This is a genomic window from Aminobacter sp. 01T433, assembly GCF_056398585.1.
Window position 1 is genome coordinate 239825 of the sequence record NZ_JBFTPR010000005.1, and the last position, 15899, is coordinate 255723.

Genomic DNA, 15899 nt, shown 5'->3' on the forward strand with positions numbered 1-15899 from the left:
CATCCTACCTGTCCAGCACGGCGCGGATCGTCTCCATGGCGGTCACGAGCCGTCGCGAGACTTCCTTGTTGGCTTCTTCCAGCCGTTCGGCGCGGGCTTCGGAATTGTCGAGCTCCTGCGCAAGGCGGGCGCGGTCGGCATTCATGCGCTGGACCTCGGCTTCTGCTTCGCCGTAATCCTGCTCATGCTCCAGCCGTACGGCGACAGCGCCTTCCAGCGTATCGATCGCCTTGCCTAGCCGGCCAATGACTTCCCTGAGTGTCGTATCCCCGGTCATGGCTCCCGTAGACCCTCGCCCATCACCGAATCGCGCACGTTTCAGAACGCGTTATGTCTGAAACATTAGGCACCGGTTGAACGAGGCGTCAACAAAGCTGTTTTGTCTTTCCCCCGCTAACAGCATCGGCCGCGACCAGAGAAAGCGGCAAAGGCGTGACTTGGCGCCGCAATGAGGCTGTGAAAACGCACCGATTTATTGACTCAAGCCCTGTGCCTGCTATGTGTCGCGCACTTTTCCGGGGCTCCCGTCGCCCCGCTTTCCACGGCTTATGGGAGGGACGATGTCCTCGCGCGAAAAACACGACCGGATGGCCAATGCGATCCGCTTTCTGTCCATTGATGCCGTGGAGAAGGCCAATTCCGGCCATCCCGGCCTGCCGATGGGCGCCGCCGATGTCGCAACCGTGCTCTACACCCGCTTTCTCAAGCATGATCCGGCCAATCCGCATTGGCACGACCGCGACCGCTTCGTGCTGTCGGCCGGCCACGGCTCGATGCTGCTCTATTCGGTGCTCTATCTCTCGGGCTACGAAGACATCACCATCGATCAGATCAAGCGTTTCCGCCAGCTCGGCTCCAAGACCGCCGGCCATCCCGAATACGGCCATGCCGCCGGCATCGAGACGACCACCGGCCCGCTTGGCCAGGGCCTCGCCAACGCCGTTGGCATGGCGCTCGCCGAACGCATCATGAATGCCCAGTTCGGCGACAAGCTTGTCGACCACTACACCTACGCGCTCGTCGGCGACGGCTGCCTGATGGAAGGCATCTCGCAGGAAGCCCTGTCTTTTGCCGGTCACCTCAAGCTCAACAAGCTGATCGTCATCTGGGACCACAACAACATCTCCATCGACGGCCCGATCTCGCTCGCCGACTCGACCGACCAGCTTGCCCGCTTCGAAGCTTCCGGCTGGAACACCATCGCCATCGACGGCCATGACCCAGAGGCGATCGCCGGCGCCATCGAGGCCGCCAAGCGTTCGGACCGCCCGACCCTGATCGCCGCCAAGACCACCATCGGTTTTGGTTCGCCCAACAAGGCCGGCACCAACAAGGTCCACGGCTCGCCGCTCGGTGCCGCCGAAGTCGAAGCCACCCGCAAGGCGCTTGGCTGGGACTACCCGCCTTTCGAGATCCCTTCCGATATCCTCGACGCGTGGCGCCTCGCCGGCCTCAACTCGGCCAAGAAGCGCAACGAATGGGAAAAGCGTCTTGCCGAGGCTGAGACCGAAGTTCGCGCCGAGTTCGAGCGCCGCATGCGCGGCGACCTGCCGGCCAATTTCGACGCCACCATCGCCGACTACAAAAAGAAGCTCGCCGCCGACAAGCCGAAGGTTGCCACCCGCAAATCGTCGGAAATGGCCCTTGAGGTCATCAACGGCGTGGTGCCCGAGACCATTGGCGGTTCGGCCGATCTCACCGGCTCCAACAACACCAAGACCAGCCAGACCCAGAACATCGCTGCCGGCGACTACGGCCAGCGCTTCGTTCACTACGGCATCCGCGAGCACGGCATGTCGGCTGCGATGAACGGCATGGCGCTGCATGGCGGCGTCATCCCCTACTCCGGCACCTTCTTGTGCTTCTCCGACTATGCCCGCCCGGCCATGCGCCTTGCCTCCTTGATGGGCATCCGCGTCGGCTTCGTCATGACCCATGATTCCATCGGTCTCGGCGAAGACGGCCCGACCCACCAGCCGGTCGAGCATCTGGCCGCACTGCGCGCCATCCCCAACCACATCGTCTTCCGCCCTGCCGACGCGACCGAGGCCGCCGAGTGCTGGCAGCTGACGCTTGAAAACCGCACGACGCCGTCGACGCTGGCGCTCACCCGCCAGAACCTGCCGGCAGTGCGCACCGAATACGTCGAGGAAAACCTCTGCGGCTACGGCGCTTACGAACTGGCTACCGCGGAAGGCGATGCCGAAGTCACCATCTTCGCCACCGGCTCCGAGATCGAGATCGCACTCGACGCCCGCAAGCTGCTGCAGGATGCTGGCCATCCGACCCGCGTCGTTTCGGTGCCTGCTTTCGAACTGTTCGAAAAGCAGAGCCCCGAATACCGCAAGGCGATGATCGGCAACGCCAAGGTCAAGATCGCCATCGAGGCCGGCATCCGCATGGGCTGGGATAGCTTCATCGGCACCGACGGCATCTTCATCGGCATGCATGGCTTCGGCGCCAGCGCTCCGATCGAAGACCTCTACAAGCATTTCGGCATCACCGCCGAGGCAGCCGCCCAGGCTGCCAAGGCTCGGCTTCAGTCTTAAGACGTTCCCCAGGAGGATCAGACATGACAATTAGAGTTGCCATCAATGGTTTCGGCCGCATCGGCCGCAACATCGTGCGTGCCATCTATGAGTCGGGCCGCAAGGACATCCAGGTCGTCGCCGTCAACGATCTCGGCCCGGTCGAGACCAACGCCCACCTGCTGCGTTATGACAGCGTGCATGGCCGCTTCCCCCACGAAGTGAAGGTCGAAGGCGATTTCATCAACATCGGCACCGACAAGTTCAAGGTCACCGCGATCAAGGACCCCTCGCAGCTGCCGTGGAAAGAACTCGGCGTCGACATCGCGCTCGAATGCACCGGCATCTTCACCTCCAAGGACAAGGCTTCGGCGCATCTGACAGCCGGCGCCAAGCGCGTCATCGTCTCGGCGCCTGCCGACGGTGCCGACCTGACGGTGGTCTACGGCGTCAACCACGACCAGATCACCAAGGACCATATCGTCATTTCGAATGCGTCCTGCACCACCAACTGCCTGGCACCCGTCGCCATGGTCCTCAACAATGCCTTCGGCATTGATAAGGGCTTCATGACCACGATCCATGCCTATACCGGCGACCAGCCGACCCTCGACACCATGCACAAGGACCTCTACCGCGCCCGTGCAGCGGCCATGTCGATGATCCCGACCTCGACCGGTGCTGCCAAGGCCGTTGGCCTGGTGCTGCCGGAACTCAAGGGCAAGCTCGACGGCGTTTCGATCCGCGTGCCGACCCCGAACGTTTCGTGCATCGACTTCAAGTTCGTGTCGAAGAAAAACGTCACCGTCGAAGAGGTCAACGCAGCGCTCGTCGCCGCCGCCAACGGCCCGCTAAAGGGCATCTTGGCCTTCACCAACGAGCCGCTGGTTTCGATCGACCTCAACCACAACCCGGCCTCGTCGACCTTCGCGCTCGACCAGACCAAGGTCATCGACGGCAACCTGGTGCGTGTCATGTCCTGGTACGACAACGAGTGGGGCTTCTCCAACCGCATGGCCGACACCGCCGTCGTCATGGGCAAGACCATCGCCTGATCTGAACACTTTCGCATTGCGGCAACGCCCGGCTTTGGCCGGGCGTTTTCGTTTTTGCTGCAGCGCAAGAAAATCTTTGGCCCAAGCCGGCAAAAATCCATTCTTGCTTGCACCCGGCCTTTTCTTCGCCGCACTCTCAACCGACGCAGCTTTGAGCATGATCCCGAAAGGTGGGATTCGGTTTTCGGAAAACATCATGCTCCAGCAAGAATATAGGGCCCCATTCCGATCAAATCGGATTGGAACAGGCACTGACTGCTTCGCGGACGGGTCGGGATGGAACAGGCGGTATATCTAATCACGCTGGTGGGCACCGCCTTGGTGGTGGCCGCGGCGTTTTCGAGCCTGATCGCCTTCCGTTTCGGCGCTCCGCTTCTGCTGCTCTTCCTCGGCATCGGCCTTGCCAGCGGCGTCGACGGCCTCGGCATCGTCTTCGACAACGCCCACCTCGCCTATTTCGTCGGCGCCATAGCGCTAGCCGTCATCCTGTTTGATTCCGGCTTCGGCACGCCGGTTGGCGTCCTGCGCCAGGCTGGCATGCCCGCGCTCGCGCTCGCAACGATTGGCGTGGGCATCACAACGGTCATCTTCGGCATCGCCGCCTACTACCTCACCGGCTTCACCTGGCTCGAATCCTTCCTGCTCGGAGCCGCCGTCGCCTCCACCGATGCCGCTGCCGTGTTCTTCCTTTTGCGCGCCGGCAACATCAATCTGCGCGAGCGCGTCCGCTCGACGCTCGAAATCGAGTCCGGCACCAACGACCCCATCGCCATTTTCCTGACCATCACGCTGGTCGAGATCATCGCGCTTGGCGCCAAGCCAGACACTGAACTGCTGCTGGTCGACCTCGTCATCGGCTTCTTCGTCCAGATGACGCTTGGTGCCGCCATCGGCCTGCTCGGCGGCTTCCTCATCGTCAAGCTGGTCGAGCGCCTCAACCTCGACCGCGGGCTGTTGCCGATCTTCGTTCTGACGCTCTCGCTGCTGGTCTTCGCAGCGGCTGGCGCGGTCGGCGGCTCGGGCTTCCTCGCCGTCTATCTCGCAGGTCTGGTCGCCGGCAATTCCGACATCCGTGCGGTCTCGACGCTCAAGCGCTTCCAGGACGGCATGTCCTGGCTCGCCCAGATCATCATGTTTTTGGTGCTTGGCCTGTTTGCCACTCCTTCGCAGTTTCCGGCGATCCTTCTGTCCGCGCTGCTGCTCGGCTTCTTCCTCATGTTCGTCGCCCGGCCCATCGCGGTGTGGCTGTGCCTGATCCCGTTCAAGTTCCCGCGCCAGGAAACCGCCTTCATCTCCTGGGTCGGCCTGCGCGGCGCCGTCTCCATCCTGCTCGCCATCACGCCACTGCTCGGCGGGCTCGAAAACGGCCGCGCCATCTTCAACATCGCTTTCATCATCGTGTTGTCCTCGCTGGTCGTGCAGGGCTGGACCGTCGGCCCCCTTGCCCGCCGCCTCGGCCTGATCGTGCCGCAGCGCTTCGGCCCGCTCGACAAGGTCGAGCTCGAACTGCCTGGCTCGGCCCACCACGAACTGCTCGCCTACCGCGTCGTGCCGGGCTCGCCGGTCGCCAAGGGTCAGCGCATCCCGCGCTGGGCCAGGCCTTCCCTAGTTGTCCGCGATGGCCGCTCGATGCGCTTCCAGGACATGGGCCGCCTCCAGGCGGGCGACAACGTCTACATCTTCGTGCCCGACCGCTATCCGCGCCTACTCGACCGGCTCTTCGCCAGCCGTGCCGAGGTCCATGCCGAAGACGAGGATTTCTTTGGCGCCTTCACCGTCGACCAGAACCACCTCGCCGGCGAACTCGTCGCCATCTATGGCGCATCGGTAAAGGAAGAAGAGCTGAAGTTGACCATCGGCGATCTGATCAAGCAGCGCCTGGGCGGCCGCGTCGAATATGCCGACCGCGTTGCGCTCGGCCTGATCGACCTGATCGTGCGCGACGTCGACGAAAAAGGCCGCATCGTTGCTGTCGGCCTGTCCATCGAACCGGCCCCGCCCCCGCCACCAGTGCCAGTCTTCCTCAGCGCCGGCGAAATCAGCGACCGTCTCAGGCGCTTCTTCGCCCGCCGCTCCAACAAGGCCAAGCCCGAAGCACCCGCAACCACCTCCGAAGGGCTTCACGAGGACGCTTGAGCGACATTGGATATGCTAAGCTTGCCCCTCATCCGCCCGCCGGCACCTTCTCCCCGTGGAGAACGGGGAGAAGGACGAAGCGGCAACGCCGACGCCCCCTCTCCCCGTCATTACGGGGAGAGGGTAAGGGGGCAACCTTTCCAACAGCGAAAGTCTTCCGCCGACCTAGCACTATTTTCCACCCACTACCCGCCACAAACCTTGCATCCGCCTCGGCGCTGGCTATGGTCCGCGCGATCTCCAAAGGGAAAGGGAAACCCCATGGCCGCCTTCAAGACCCTCGACAACATCGGCAATGTCGCCGGCAAGCGGGTTCTCGTCCGCGTCGACCTCAACGTGCCCATGGCCGACGGCAAGGTTTCCGATGCCACCCGCATCGAGCGCGTGGCTCCCACCATCACCGAGCTTTCCGGCAAGGGCGCCAAGGTGATCCTGCTGGCGCATTTCGGCCGCCCCAAGGAAGGCCCCGATCCGGCGCTGTCGCTGGCACCCATCGCGACCGCCACAGCTGAAGTCATCGGCCACCCGGTGGCGTTCGCCGCCGACTGCATCGGCGAAAAGGCGGCTGCCGCCGTCTCCGCCATGAAGGACGGCGACGTCCTCCTTTTGGAAAACACCCGCTTTTACAAGGGCGAAGAGAAGAACGATCCTGTCTTCACCGAACAGCTCGCCGCCAATGGCGATATCTTCGTCAACGACGCCTTCTCCGCCGCCCACCGCGCGCACGCCTCGACCGAGGGCTTGGCCCACCGCTTGCCGGCCTATGCCGGGCGCACCATGCAGGCAGAGCTCGAAGCGCTGGAAAAAGGCCTCGGCAACCCGGTCCGCCCTGTCGTTGCCATCGTCGGCGGCGCCAAGATCTCGACCAAGCTCGACCTCTTGATGAACCTGGTCAAGCGCGTCGACGCGCTGGTCATCGGCGGCGGCATGGCCAACACCTTCCTGGCCGCGCGCGGCACCAAAGTCGGCAAGTCGCTGTGCGAGCACGACCTCGCCCAGACCGCGCGCCAGATCATGATCGAGGCCGCGGGTGCGGGCTGCGCCATCATCCTGCCGTCTGACGGCGTCATCGCCCGCGAGTTCAAGGCAGGTGCTGCCAACGAAACCGTCGCCATCGAAAACGTGCCCGACGACGCCATGATCCTCGATGTCGGCGAAAAGACCGTCGCCACCATCAACGACTGGATCGACCGCGCCACAACGCTGGTCTGGAACGGTCCGCTCGGCGCCTTCGAGATCGAGCCTTTCGACAAGGCGACGGTTTCCGCAGCCCAGCACGCGGCCGCCCGCACCAAGGCCGGCAAGCTGGTCTCGGTCGCCGGTGGTGGCGACACGGTCGCAGCCCTCAACCATGCCGGTGTCGCCGACGACTTCACCTATGTCTCGACCGCCGGCGGCGCCTTCCTCGAATGGATGGAAGGCAAGGACCTGCCCGGCGTCGAGGTGCTCAAGGCCTGACCAACGGCAAGCGCTTCCTCTCCCTCACCCAGATGGGGGAGAGGTGCCTTGGCCTGTCAAAGGCCGGCACCTATACCGGCTTGGCATACTGTTCGGCGCTCATCACCTCGATGCATACGAAGCGTTCGTTGCCTTCGACCCAGGCATCGTGGCCGGGCGGAATCGTGTAGGACGCACCTTTCTTCAACGTCTTCTGCGTCCCGTCATTCAGCCTGACGGTCAGGGCGCCAGAGACGACGTAGCCGACATGCGACACCTGGCAGCTATCGGTCTTGACGACCGGCTTGATGCATTCGGACCATCTCCATCCCGGCTCCATGTTGAGCCGGCCGAGCGTGAAACCGGGCAGCCGAACCACCTCGACACGTGTCTTGTCGGGCGCCCGAACTTCATCCGGGCTGTCATGCGACTTGAACTCAAATTTCGAGACGTTCATTCCGCCGTCGGCCATGGCAACCTCCCATAACAGTCACACACGTGAATGCACGCGGACGGTTTTTACATTAGCACTTGCAAATATAAGTGGTAAGCAGGCGGCCGTGCTGTTGAGAGCGGCAGCACTAAAACGATTGAAATAATTTCAATCGGTTATAGGCTTCCCGCCGGCATTCCGTTCCGGAAAACCATCTGCTATGCGCCCGGAGCATCTGTTCAGGAGGTATTTGTATGAGCGAACGTCTCGAAGACATTGCTGCCGCCATGGTGGCCGGTGGCAAGGGCATTCTGGCTGCGGATGAAAGCTCCGGCACCATCAAGAAGCGTTTCGACGTCATCGGCGTCGAGTCGACGGCCGATAGCCGCCGCGACTATCGCGAAATGATGTTCCGCACCAAGGAGGCGATGACCAAGTACATCTCCGGCGTCATCCTCTACGACGAGACCATTCGCCAGACTGCTGCCGACGGCACCCCGCTGGTCGACCTCATCAAGGCAGCCGGCTCCATTCCAGGCATCAAGGTCGATGCCGGCGCCAAGGGCATCGTCAATTTCCCCGGCGACACCATCACCGAAGGCCTCGATGGCCTGCGCGAGCGTCTGGCCGAGTACTACAAGCTCGGCGCGCGTTTCGCCAAATGGCGCGGCGTCATCGACATCGACACCACCAAGAGCGTGCCTTCGGCATACTCGATCGCCGCCAACACCCATGCGCTCGCCCGCTATGCAGCACTGTGCCAGGAAGCCGGCATCGTGCCGATCGTCGAGCCCGAAGTGCTGATGGACGGCGCCCACGACATCGACACCTGCTACGACGTCACCAAGGCGACGCTGGTCAAGCTTTATGACGAGCTCTACGCCGCCCGCGTCGTGCTCGAAGGCACCATCTTGAAGCCCAACATGGTCATCGCAGGCAAGAAGTCGGGCAAGAAAAACAGCCCCGAAGAGATCGCAGAAAAGACCATCAAGCTGTTCCGCGAGACGGTTCCGGCTGCGGTTCCGGGCATCGCCTTCCTGTCGGGCGGCCAGTCGGACGAGGAGGCAACCGCCAACCTCAACGCCATCAACGCCATCGGCCCGCATCCGTGGAAGCTGACCTTCTCCTACGGCCGCGCGCTGCAGGCAGCACCGCAAAAGGCATGGTCGGGCAAGGTCGAGAACCTGGGTGCCGGCCAAGCCGCCTTCACCCACCGCGCCCACATGAACCACCTGGCAGCACTTGGCCAGTGGAAGTCCGCGCTGGAAAAGGCCGCGTAAGCCAAGCCTTCAGGCAAGAAAACGAAAAGCCCCGGAGCGATCCGGGGCTTTTTTTCGACAGGCGGTAAGTTTGGTTCCCGCTCATGGGCTCGAACCACGATTCACGCCTTCAAAGGGCGGTGTCCTACCATTAGACGAAGCGGGAATAAGTTCTGACTGCTCAACAAATCATCGCAGGCAGCGCTTGTCGAGCACCGGCCCAACGGAGAGCGCATTTGGCGCCCCTCAGGGCTCAATCCATATACGTATACGACGCGCACATCTCCGCGCTGCTTTCCGGCGGTTCGTCGCCGGTGAACACCGCAACGATCGTCAGTCCGTCGCCGCCGGCCCAGTTGGCGAGATAAGAAACGTCGCCCGAGCCGCACAATTTGTTGCCGTTTTCCAATTCGGGGTCGGACGGGTTTGCGACGCTGTAGACGGAAGCGTTCACCCGCTCTCCGTCGACGACGAAATGGTCACCGAGCAAGGCCGAGAACGACAGCGATTCGCCGTTTGCGAAGGTGATGGAGAAATCATCCATGGAAATGTCGCCGGTGATGCTTTCGGCGGTCGTGCTGTAGGCTTTGTAGACATCGCCCTCGGCATATGCGGGTGCCGCCGCAACCAGCAGGCCAAGCATGGCCGGCACTATCTTCTTGATTGTCATTCTTCCCCCATTGCGGCGATGTGCGCTCGCTTCCCCGAGCGGCGACGGCCTAGTCGCTGCCAGCGCTGCCTTCTGTCACGCAAGATGCCGCTCCACAAGGTCGAGCACCTGCCCCGCGGTCTCAATCCGGGCGTATCGGCCCGGTCATGATGGTGATCGGCGAGCGCTCGCGCCAGAAATAGTAAAATGCGGCAGCCAGCGCGACCAGATATTGCGCGCCCAGGATGATCTCAGCCGTCGTGAACGTCATGGAAATCTTGTTGATCGTGATCATGGTCAACACGACCGCGAACATCCAGAAGACAAAACGCGGCTGATAGGCCGGGAATGCCAAGTCGCAGACCAGCCGTGCGGCCCAAATGCCTGCAACCGCGCCGAGAACCACAGCTATGAGCTGAATGAGATTGGGTCGATCGCCCCGAAGCAGCCAGTCGACAACGAAAGCGAAGGCACCGGCGGTGATCGTCACCGCAAGCACGACGAAGATCGAGACGAACACGTAGACGACCAGCGCCACGACCATGGCGCCAAGTGTTTCGGTTCCGAACGAAGCCTTTGCCACGCCAGCCGTTCTCATCATTCGTCCCCCTTCGCCCGCCGCCAGAAAACCACCGCCTGAGCCGCCTGTCGAGCCGCCACCGCACAAGCCACTTCCCCTGCTTGGCCGCGCGGCGTTATGCTGCTCGCTTCCCTGCCCGGTATGGCGTATGAGCGGCCATGGAAAACATCAGGTTCGAAACCCCCATCACCGTGAAGGCCGATCCGGCCGGCACACCGCTTATCCTGCGAACGGCCAAAGAGGCCTCCGCCTTCCTGCTCAACAGCTGGCCCGGCAAGCGCAGCCCCAAGCATCGCGCAGCCCTTCAGGCATGCTCGGACGCTATGTCAGGTGAAAAGCCGGTCATGGCCGCACGACGCGCCTTCATCGCGGCGGCGCGCGAGGTCAATGTCTATATCAACGACAAGGACTGACCCGGCGCGCCGGCCCGAAGAATGTTCCTCATGGCTCGACGCGCGGGTTCAGGGATAGTCTTGAGCGCCCGGTCGGGGCCCAAATTCCCTTAAAGTTCGGTTTCTGCCTCAGGGGTCGCTGCGACCTCTTCGGCAGGCTTGCTGCTGCGTTCCTTGGCTTCGGCCTTGGCCGCAAGCTTGTCGGCCTTCTTCATCGCCTTGGCCCGGTCACGGTCCCTGCGTTCCTGATTGTAGTTTGTCGGTCTGGCCATGCAGTGTCCTTTTCTGGTTCATGCCTGCGTAGAGCATGATCCCGAAAAGTGGAAACCGGTTTTCGGAAAAGATCATGCTCATGCAGAAGCTAGAGCCCTGTCCCGATTTCGATCGGGGTTGAAACAGGCTCTAGGGCGATACGGCGCCGAACACAACAAGCCATGTCGGCGCACGCCCCTGACAAGGTGAGCGCAGGACTGGCCTTAGCAGCCGATTGCGGCAAAGAAATTGTCGTTGATGCGGCCGGCGGTGTTGCGGAACGCAGGCAGATTGGGCGCGACCGTCTGCGCCAGTCGCCCTGCCTCCTCCGCGCCCAATGCCTGCTTCAGGCTCGCGGCATATTCGGGAATCTTCGCCCAGTCACCGACCGTCCGTTCTGTGATCTCCATGTGATACTGGAAGCCATAGGCGTTTTGGCCGACACGCATCGCTTGAGTGGCGCAGGCGGCATTGCCGGCCAGAATTTCACCGCCCTGCGGCAGCGCCGAAACCTCCGCGCCATGCCATTGCAGCGTTTTGATCGCCGGATCGACACCGTCAAACAACCGGTCGGCGCGCCCGGCTTTCGTCAGCTCGACTGTGGCAAGGCCGACCTCGGGCTGCTTCATCAAGCCAACCTTGCCGCCCAGCGCATCGGCGAGCAACTGATGCCCCAGGCAGATGCCGAGATATGGCCGCTTGAGATCGCGCACCCAATGCTTGATCGCCGCTTTCTCCGGCTTGAGCCAGGGATGGGCCTCTTCCTGCCAGACATCCATCGGCCCGCCCATCACCGCCAGCATGTCGAAGCCGTCGAGCGCTGGGATCGCCTCGCCCTCATCCAGTTCGACAATGTGTTCGCTGTGCCCGGCCTTGCGCCAGAACTCTCCGAACACACCGCTGTGCTCGACCCTCAGATGCTGGAAGACAAGGATTTTCATGCGCGCTCTCGATGCCTGCTCGATCTGCCGCGCATCTGAAGACAATCGATGCGCCCAGGCATGGGGCACGGCAACAAAAGAGTTGAGGCAGGGCCGCCGACCCCCAGCGTCACCGCCTGATCAGTAGACGAGCAGCCCAAACAGCGCCGCCACCGCCTGAATGCCGACGCCGAAAAATACGATCCACAGGCCAAGGCTCGCCCATTTTGACGCCTTCGCCACACGAAGCCTGAGCTCTTGATTGCCAGGATTGTCGAGCACGCCAACGAGCGCCTTGCTGGCCCTGGAATAGCCGGCTGCGGCAAGAAACAGGCCGACGACGGCTATCACCAAGCCAATCGCCGATGTCGTGTCGGACAGCCAGTATGTCAGATAGGTATTGTTCATCGCGCCCTCCTGGGCAGACCAAGGCGCTGATTGGTGACGTCAGGCCAAGTGCGCAAGTTGACGCACGTGGACGGAGGGCGCTTGGCCCAACCCGTCCTTCTCAGTCTTCCTCGTCATAGCCGAGCAGGGTCAGGAGCTGGTCGACAAGCAGTTCGGCCACCGTCCGATTGAGGGCAAGCTCGATTGCCCCGTCGTCGGTCTCGAGATTCAGCAGCGCCAGAAGCGGCTCTTCGTTAACCACCGTCGCATCGACGGCCAACACCCGGTTCGGCGCCGTGTTCGTCAATCTTGCCATGGATCAGCCCCCTGTTAAGGCGCCAGCAAACCACCACAACAGTCCCATGTCGAGGCAAGCGCGCAAATGAGCGGCCGGCACACCTTCCAGCGATGTCCCATTCCGGTACAAAGCCGGCTGGCACGTTCCATGCTTCGAACTGATTGCCGGCGGTAGCCGGACCCTGGTTGTCGCAAATCAGGGTTAGGCTCGCCGGGGGTGGGGATGGGGTTTTCCCCCGGCGGGCTCCGGCTCTTTCAAGCAATCGACGCCCGCTCCGCCTATCAATGCCCCAGCAGCGCCGTCACCGAAATCGCCGCCAGCGCCAGCACCGCAAGCTTCCAGAAATCGCGCCGTTGCCTGAGGCCCGGCAAGCCGAGCGGCTTGATCAGCTGGATCGCCATGATGGCCAGGATTACGAGCGACAGCGCTTTCGACATGCCGTCTTTGATCAACTTCGCGCGCGCCTGTCAAAGTGCGAGCGCCAATCTGCTATCGTTGCAACCGGCCCTTGGCATTCCCGCCAAAGGCTGCGCGTGATCTGGCGAACAGCGGACGTGCGCAAAACCATGTCGGAATGTCAGGCAAATCGGGGCTCGCAGCCAGCCTCTTAAACCAAGGTCAAATGGACGCCCCGCAGGCCAGGCGGGTACAGATGTACCAACAAAGACGCCCTCAAGGGCCAAGATCCTGGGAAGGAAACGCCATGCCATCTCGCTATCACGAGGTCTATGACGGTTGGGTTCGCGATCCCGAGGGCTTCTGGGCCGAGGCGGCAAGGGCGATCGACTGGTTCAAGCCCTGGGACAAGGTTTTCGATGCCGAAGGCGGTGTCTATGGCCAGTGGTTCACCGGGGCCGAGTGCAACACCTGCTACAACGCGCTCGACCGCCATGTCGCTTCCGGCCGCGCCGAGCAGGTAGCGCTGATCCACGACAGCCCGATCACCGGCACCCAGAAGAAATTCACCTATGCCGGACTGCTCGCCGAGGTGAACGCGCTGGCCGCCGTGCTCCAGGACCAGGGCGTGCAAAAAGGCGACCGCGTCATCATCTACATGCCGATGGTGCCGGAAGCAGCTTTTGCCATGCTTGCCTGCGCCCGTCTCGGCGCCATCCATTCGGTGGTATTCGGCGGCTTTGCCGCCAAGGAACTCGCCACCCGCATCGACGATGCCACGCCCAAGCTGATCATCTCGGCCTCCTCAGGCATCGAGCCCGGCCGCGTCGTCGCCTACAAGCCGCTGCTTGACGGCGCCATTGCGCTCTCAGCCCATAAACCCGCAAGCTGCGTGATCGTACAGCGCCCGCAGCTCACCTGCGATCTCGTTGCCGGGCGCGACATCGACTATGCAGAGGCCATAGGCGCGGCCAAGGCAGCCGGACGCACGGTCGACTGCGTCTCCGTTGCCGCCACCGATCCGCTCTACGTGCTCTACACCTCCGGCACCACCGGCCAGCCCAAAGGCGTTGTCCGCGACAATGGCGGCCACATGGTCGCGCTCAAATGGTCGATGGAAAACGAATTCGGCGTCAAGCCGGGCGAGGTCTTTTGGGCGGCGTCCGATGTCGGTTGGGTCGTCGGCCATTCCTACATCGTGTATGGCCCGCTGCTGCATGGCGCCACCACCATCCTGTTTGAGGGCAAGCCAGTCGGCACGCCCGATGCTGGCACATTCTGGCGTGTCATTTCGGAACACGGGGTCGTAGCACTCTTCACCGCGCCCACCGCTTTCCGCGCCATCAAGAAGGAAGACCCGCAAGGTACCTTCGTTCCGCAATATGATTTGTCGAAATTCCGCACGCTGTTCCTCGCCGGCGAGCGCGCCGATCCCGAAACCATCAAATGGGCCGAGCACAAGCTCAACGTGCCGGTCATCGACCATTGGTGGCAGACTGAAACCGGCTATCCGATCAGCCAGAACCCGGTCGGGCTTGGGCTATTGCCGGTCAAATACGGCTCGCCCTGCGTGCCGATGCCCGGCTACGACGTGCGCGTGCTCGACGACGCAGGCCATGAAGTGCCACCCGGCACGCTCGGCAATGTCGTGATCAAGCTGCCCTTGCCGCCCGGCTGCCTGCCGACGCTGTGGCACGCCGACGAGCGCTTCTTCAACGCCTACCTCGCCGAGTTCCCCGGCTACTACAAGACGGCTGACGCCGGCTACATCGACGATGAAGGCTACCTCTTCATCATGGCCCGCACCGATGACATCATCAACGTCGCCGGCCACCGCCTGTCGACGGGTGGCATGGAAGAGGTCGTTGCCGAACATCCAGATGTCGCCGAATGCGCCGTGATCGGCATCGCCGACGCGATGAAGGGGCAGATCCCTTGCGGCTTCATCGTGCTCAACTCCGGCGTCGACCGCGACGCCGGAACCATCGAAAAGGAGGTCGTCGGCCTCGTACGCGACCGCATCGGCCCGGTCGCCGCCTTCAAGATGGTGGTCACCATCAAGCGCCTGCCGAAGACGCGCTCGGGCAAGATCCTGCGCGGCACCATGCAGAAAATCGCCGACCGCGAGGACTGGAAGATGCCGGCCACCATCGATGATCCAGCCATCCTCGACGAAATCACCGAAGCGCTGAAGGCAAGAGGCATCGGGGTCTGAACTCAGACGCCGCCAATCCTGCCACCCCCTGGTGCGACTATCCGGGCGGCATTTTCTCGAATGTCTGCAACGCGGGATCCGTCCTATCCCAGGCATGGCCGTGGATGGTGTATGTGACCACCTGCGGGTTGAATTGGCCAGGGTCGTCAAGGCTGGTCGCGTGGACTGCGACCACGTCCGGCATGGCGACAAACGTCAGGTAGACAGGCGTTCCGCAGGTCGGGCAAAAGGCGTGGATCTTTTCGTTGCCGCTGTCGCCCGCGACCCGCCAGCTGTTCGCTTCACCGGTAATTGTCACATCGGCGCGCTGGGCGAAGGTCAGATAGGACCCATGCCCCGTACCGCTGCGTTTCTGGCAATCACGGCATTGGCAGTGGTTTTCGAAGATGGGTTCGCTGCTCGTTTCATAACGGATCGCCCCGCAGGCGCATCCGCCGCTATAGCGTTTGGTCATAACATTCTCCCGCAAGTCCTGATCGGCCCAGAAACGGATCAGGCCGATTTCGGCTTGGCGAAAAGGTCGATGGGGCGCCCGGTTTCCAGGAAGGATTTCAGGCTGGACAGTACGATTGGCCAGCCTTTGCTGATGCCCTTTGCCATGCCGCTGCCGGCTTGGAGTTCGTCATGCGTGACAGTCAGCCGGACCATGGTGTCGTCGTATTCCTCGATGTCGAACGTCACCCGGCTGTAGCTGGCAGGGTCAGCGGCCTCGGACGGGTCTGCCCAGGTGATGACGAGGCTGCGGGGCGGCGCGATCTCGACGACCTTGCCGACAATTTTGACCGCCCGCTCATCATTGGCCTGGACATGTTCCCAACTCGAGCCAGGACGCCAGTCAGAGACGTTCTCATGACCCCAGTAGCGCCTTGCGACGTCAGGTTTGGTGATGGCCTCAAACACCTTTGCGGGCGTCGAGAAAATATATGTCACGTAAACAAAGCTGGTCTTGTCCTGTGTCATCG

18 protein-coding genes and 1 tRNA gene are annotated in these 15899 nt (G+C 62.5%); 7 read left to right on the forward strand and 12 right to left on the reverse strand.

The features are described from left to right. Positions 1 to 4: 4 nt before the first annotated feature. Entirely contained in the window at positions 5 to 277 is a 273-nt protein-coding gene (locus AC1DLV_RS10445; RefSeq protein ID WP_476783050.1) for a DUF4164 domain-containing protein, read from the reverse strand. Positions 278 to 560: 283 nt separating this feature from the next. Here AC1DLV_RS10445 and tkt point away from each other — a divergent pair, with 283 nt between their 5' ends. The 4 genes from tkt (at position 561) to AC1DLV_RS10465 (ending at position 7177) form a co-directional block, all read left to right on the forward strand. Then, positions 561 to 2549 (forward strand): transketolase, encoded by a 1989-nt coding sequence (gene tkt / locus AC1DLV_RS10450; RefSeq protein WP_476799461.1) that lies wholly within the window; start codon positions 561 to 563, stop codon positions 2547 to 2549. 23 nt (positions 2550 to 2572) lie between these two features. Continuing rightward, a complete protein-coding gene (gap, locus tag AC1DLV_RS10455; protein WP_476799462.1) occupies positions 2573 to 3583 on the forward strand; it encodes a type I glyceraldehyde-3-phosphate dehydrogenase in 1011 nt (336 codons plus the stop codon). A gap of 276 nt (positions 3584 to 3859) precedes the next feature. Beyond that, positions 3860 to 5719, forward strand: coding sequence for a potassium/proton antiporter (locus tag AC1DLV_RS10460; RefSeq protein WP_476799463.1), 1860 nt, complete (start codon positions 3860 to 3862; stop codon positions 5717 to 5719). Positions 5720 to 5980: 261 nt separating this feature from the next. Then, positions 5981 to 7177, forward strand: a complete 1197-nt coding sequence (locus tag AC1DLV_RS10465) for a phosphoglycerate kinase (RefSeq protein ID WP_476799464.1) — start codon at positions 5981 to 5983, stop codon at positions 7175 to 7177. Between the two features lie 70 nt (positions 7178 to 7247). Here AC1DLV_RS10465 and AC1DLV_RS10470 read toward each other — a convergent pair whose 3' ends face one another. Then, positions 7248 to 7628, reverse strand: a complete 381-nt coding sequence (locus AC1DLV_RS10470) for a cupin domain-containing protein (protein ID WP_476799465.1) — start codon at positions 7626 to 7628, stop codon at positions 7248 to 7250. Positions 7629 to 7843: 215 nt separating this feature from the next. Between AC1DLV_RS10470 and AC1DLV_RS10475 the strand changes: the two genes are divergently transcribed. Further along, the gene (locus tag AC1DLV_RS10475) at positions 7844 to 8869 is read left to right on the forward strand and encodes a class I fructose-bisphosphate aldolase (protein ID WP_476799466.1); all 1026 of its coding nucleotides are present in this window, start codon (positions 7844 to 7846) and stop codon (positions 8867 to 8869) included. A gap of 71 nt (positions 8870 to 8940) precedes the next feature. Here AC1DLV_RS10475 and AC1DLV_RS10480 read toward each other — a convergent pair. The 3 genes from AC1DLV_RS10480 to AC1DLV_RS10490 all read right to left on the reverse strand — a co-directional run bounded on the left by AC1DLV_RS10480 (position 8941) and on the right by AC1DLV_RS10490 (position 10098). Beyond that, a tRNA-Gln gene (locus tag AC1DLV_RS10480) sits at positions 8941 to 9014 on the reverse strand. Between the two features lie 87 nt (positions 9015 to 9101). Next, positions 9102 to 9518: a hypothetical protein gene (locus AC1DLV_RS10485; protein WP_476799467.1), complete on the reverse strand. Its 417-nt coding sequence runs from the start codon at positions 9516 to 9518 to the stop codon at positions 9102 to 9104. A 121-nt stretch (positions 9519 to 9639) separates the two neighbouring features. Then, the gene (locus AC1DLV_RS10490) at positions 9640 to 10098 is read right to left on the reverse strand and encodes a hypothetical protein (RefSeq protein WP_476799468.1); all 459 of its coding nucleotides are present in this window, start codon (positions 10096 to 10098) and stop codon (positions 9640 to 9642) included. A gap of 137 nt (positions 10099 to 10235) precedes the next feature. Here AC1DLV_RS10490 and AC1DLV_RS10495 point away from each other — a divergent pair, with 137 nt between their 5' ends. Next, positions 10236 to 10490: a DUF982 domain-containing protein gene (locus AC1DLV_RS10495; protein WP_476785260.1), complete on the forward strand. Its 255-nt coding sequence runs from the start codon at positions 10236 to 10238 to the stop codon at positions 10488 to 10490. Positions 10491 to 10579: 89 nt separating this feature from the next. Here AC1DLV_RS10495 and AC1DLV_RS10500 read toward each other — a convergent pair whose 3' ends face one another. From AC1DLV_RS10500 to AC1DLV_RS10520, 5 genes are all read right to left on the reverse strand, one after another. Continuing rightward, positions 10580 to 10741 (reverse strand): hypothetical protein, encoded by a 162-nt coding sequence (locus AC1DLV_RS10500; protein ID WP_476799469.1) that lies wholly within the window; start codon positions 10739 to 10741, stop codon positions 10580 to 10582. Positions 10742 to 10945: 204 nt separating this feature from the next. Beyond that, complete coding sequence (locus AC1DLV_RS10505) at positions 10946 to 11662, reverse strand: type 1 glutamine amidotransferase (protein WP_476799470.1); 717 nt, start codon at positions 11660 to 11662, stop codon at positions 10946 to 10948. Positions 11663 to 11782: 120 nt separating this feature from the next. Continuing rightward, the gene (locus AC1DLV_RS10510; RefSeq protein ID WP_476799471.1) at positions 11783 to 12049 is read right to left on the reverse strand and encodes a hypothetical protein; all 267 of its coding nucleotides are present in this window, start codon (positions 12047 to 12049) and stop codon (positions 11783 to 11785) included. 100 nt (positions 12050 to 12149) lie between these two features. After that, on the reverse strand, positions 12150 to 12344 hold the full coding sequence (locus AC1DLV_RS10515) for a hypothetical protein (RefSeq protein ID WP_476785694.1): 195 nt from the start codon (positions 12342 to 12344) through the stop codon (positions 12150 to 12152). Between the two features lie 263 nt (positions 12345 to 12607). Then, complete coding sequence (locus tag AC1DLV_RS10520; protein WP_476788357.1) at positions 12608 to 12763, reverse strand: hypothetical protein; 156 nt, start codon at positions 12761 to 12763, stop codon at positions 12608 to 12610. Positions 12764 to 13029: 266 nt separating this feature from the next. Here AC1DLV_RS10520 and AC1DLV_RS10525 point away from each other — a divergent pair, with 266 nt between their 5' ends. Continuing rightward, a complete protein-coding gene (locus tag AC1DLV_RS10525) occupies positions 13030 to 14937 on the forward strand; it encodes a propionyl-CoA synthetase (protein ID WP_476799472.1) in 1908 nt (635 codons plus the stop codon). Between the two features lie 37 nt (positions 14938 to 14974). Here the strand turns inward: AC1DLV_RS10525 and AC1DLV_RS10530 are convergent, their stop codons facing one another. Together AC1DLV_RS10530 and AC1DLV_RS10535 are read right to left on the reverse strand one after the other, a co-directional pair. Continuing rightward, complete coding sequence (locus AC1DLV_RS10530; RefSeq protein ID WP_476799473.1) at positions 14975 to 15391, reverse strand: GFA family protein; 417 nt, start codon at positions 15389 to 15391, stop codon at positions 14975 to 14977. A 38-nt stretch (positions 15392 to 15429) separates the two neighbouring features. Then, positions 15430 to 15897 carry an SRPBCC family protein gene (locus AC1DLV_RS10535; RefSeq protein ID WP_476799474.1) on the reverse strand — a complete coding sequence of 156 codons (468 nt, stop codon included), beginning with the start codon at positions 15895 to 15897 and terminating at the stop codon, positions 15430 to 15432. Positions 15898 to 15899: the final 2 nt, after the last annotated feature.

Excerpts from the sequence above, each read along its gene's own strand:
- AC1DLV_RS10515 (WP_476785694.1), bottom strand. The coding sequence starts at position 12,344 with ATGGCAAGATTGACGAACACGGCGCCGAACCGGGTGTTGGCCGTCGAT.
- AC1DLV_RS10470 (WP_476799465.1), bottom strand. The coding sequence starts at position 7,628 with ATGGCCGACGGCGGAATGAACGTCTCGAAATTTGAGTTCAAGTCGCAT.
- gap (WP_476799462.1), top strand. The coding sequence starts at position 2,573 with ATGACAATTAGAGTTGCCATCAATGGTTTCGGCCGCATCGGCCGCAAC.
- AC1DLV_RS10465 (WP_476799464.1), top strand. The coding sequence starts at position 5,981 with ATGGCCGCCTTCAAGACCCTCGACAACATCGGCAATGTCGCCGGCAAG.
- AC1DLV_RS10510 (WP_476799471.1), bottom strand. The coding sequence starts at position 12,049 with ATGAACAATACCTATCTGACATACTGGCTGTCCGACACGACATCGGCG.
- AC1DLV_RS10485 (WP_476799467.1), bottom strand. The coding sequence starts at position 9,518 with ATGACAATCAAGAAGATAGTGCCGGCCATGCTTGGCCTGCTGGTTGCG.
- AC1DLV_RS10535 (WP_476799474.1), bottom strand. The coding sequence starts at position 15,897 with ATGACACAGGACAAGACCAGCTTTGTTTACGTGACATATATTTTCTCG.
- AC1DLV_RS10520 (WP_476788357.1), bottom strand. The coding sequence starts at position 12,763 with ATGTCGAAAGCGCTGTCGCTCGTAATCCTGGCCATCATGGCGATCCAG.
- AC1DLV_RS10500 (WP_476799469.1), bottom strand. The coding sequence starts at position 10,741 with ATGGCCAGACCGACAAACTACAATCAGGAACGCAGGGACCGTGACCGG.
- AC1DLV_RS10530 (WP_476799473.1), bottom strand. The coding sequence starts at position 15,391 with ATGACCAAACGCTATAGCGGCGGATGCGCCTGCGGGGCGATCCGTTAT.
- AC1DLV_RS10525 (WP_476799472.1), top strand. The coding sequence starts at position 13,030 with ATGCCATCTCGCTATCACGAGGTCTATGACGGTTGGGTTCGCGATCCC.
- AC1DLV_RS10475 (WP_476799466.1), top strand. The coding sequence starts at position 7,844 with ATGAGCGAACGTCTCGAAGACATTGCTGCCGCCATGGTGGCCGGTGGC.
- AC1DLV_RS10460 (WP_476799463.1), top strand. The coding sequence starts at position 3,860 with ATGGAACAGGCGGTATATCTAATCACGCTGGTGGGCACCGCCTTGGTG.
- AC1DLV_RS10445 (WP_476783050.1), bottom strand. The coding sequence starts at position 277 with ATGACCGGGGATACGACACTCAGGGAAGTCATTGGCCGGCTAGGCAAG.
- AC1DLV_RS10490 (WP_476799468.1), bottom strand. The coding sequence starts at position 10,098 with ATGATGAGAACGGCTGGCGTGGCAAAGGCTTCGTTCGGAACCGAAACA.
- AC1DLV_RS10495 (WP_476785260.1), top strand. The coding sequence starts at position 10,236 with ATGGAAAACATCAGGTTCGAAACCCCCATCACCGTGAAGGCCGATCCG.
- tkt (WP_476799461.1), top strand. The coding sequence starts at position 561 with ATGTCCTCGCGCGAAAAACACGACCGGATGGCCAATGCGATCCGCTTT.
- AC1DLV_RS10505 (WP_476799470.1), bottom strand. The coding sequence starts at position 11,662 with ATGAAAATCCTTGTCTTCCAGCATCTGAGGGTCGAGCACAGCGGTGTG.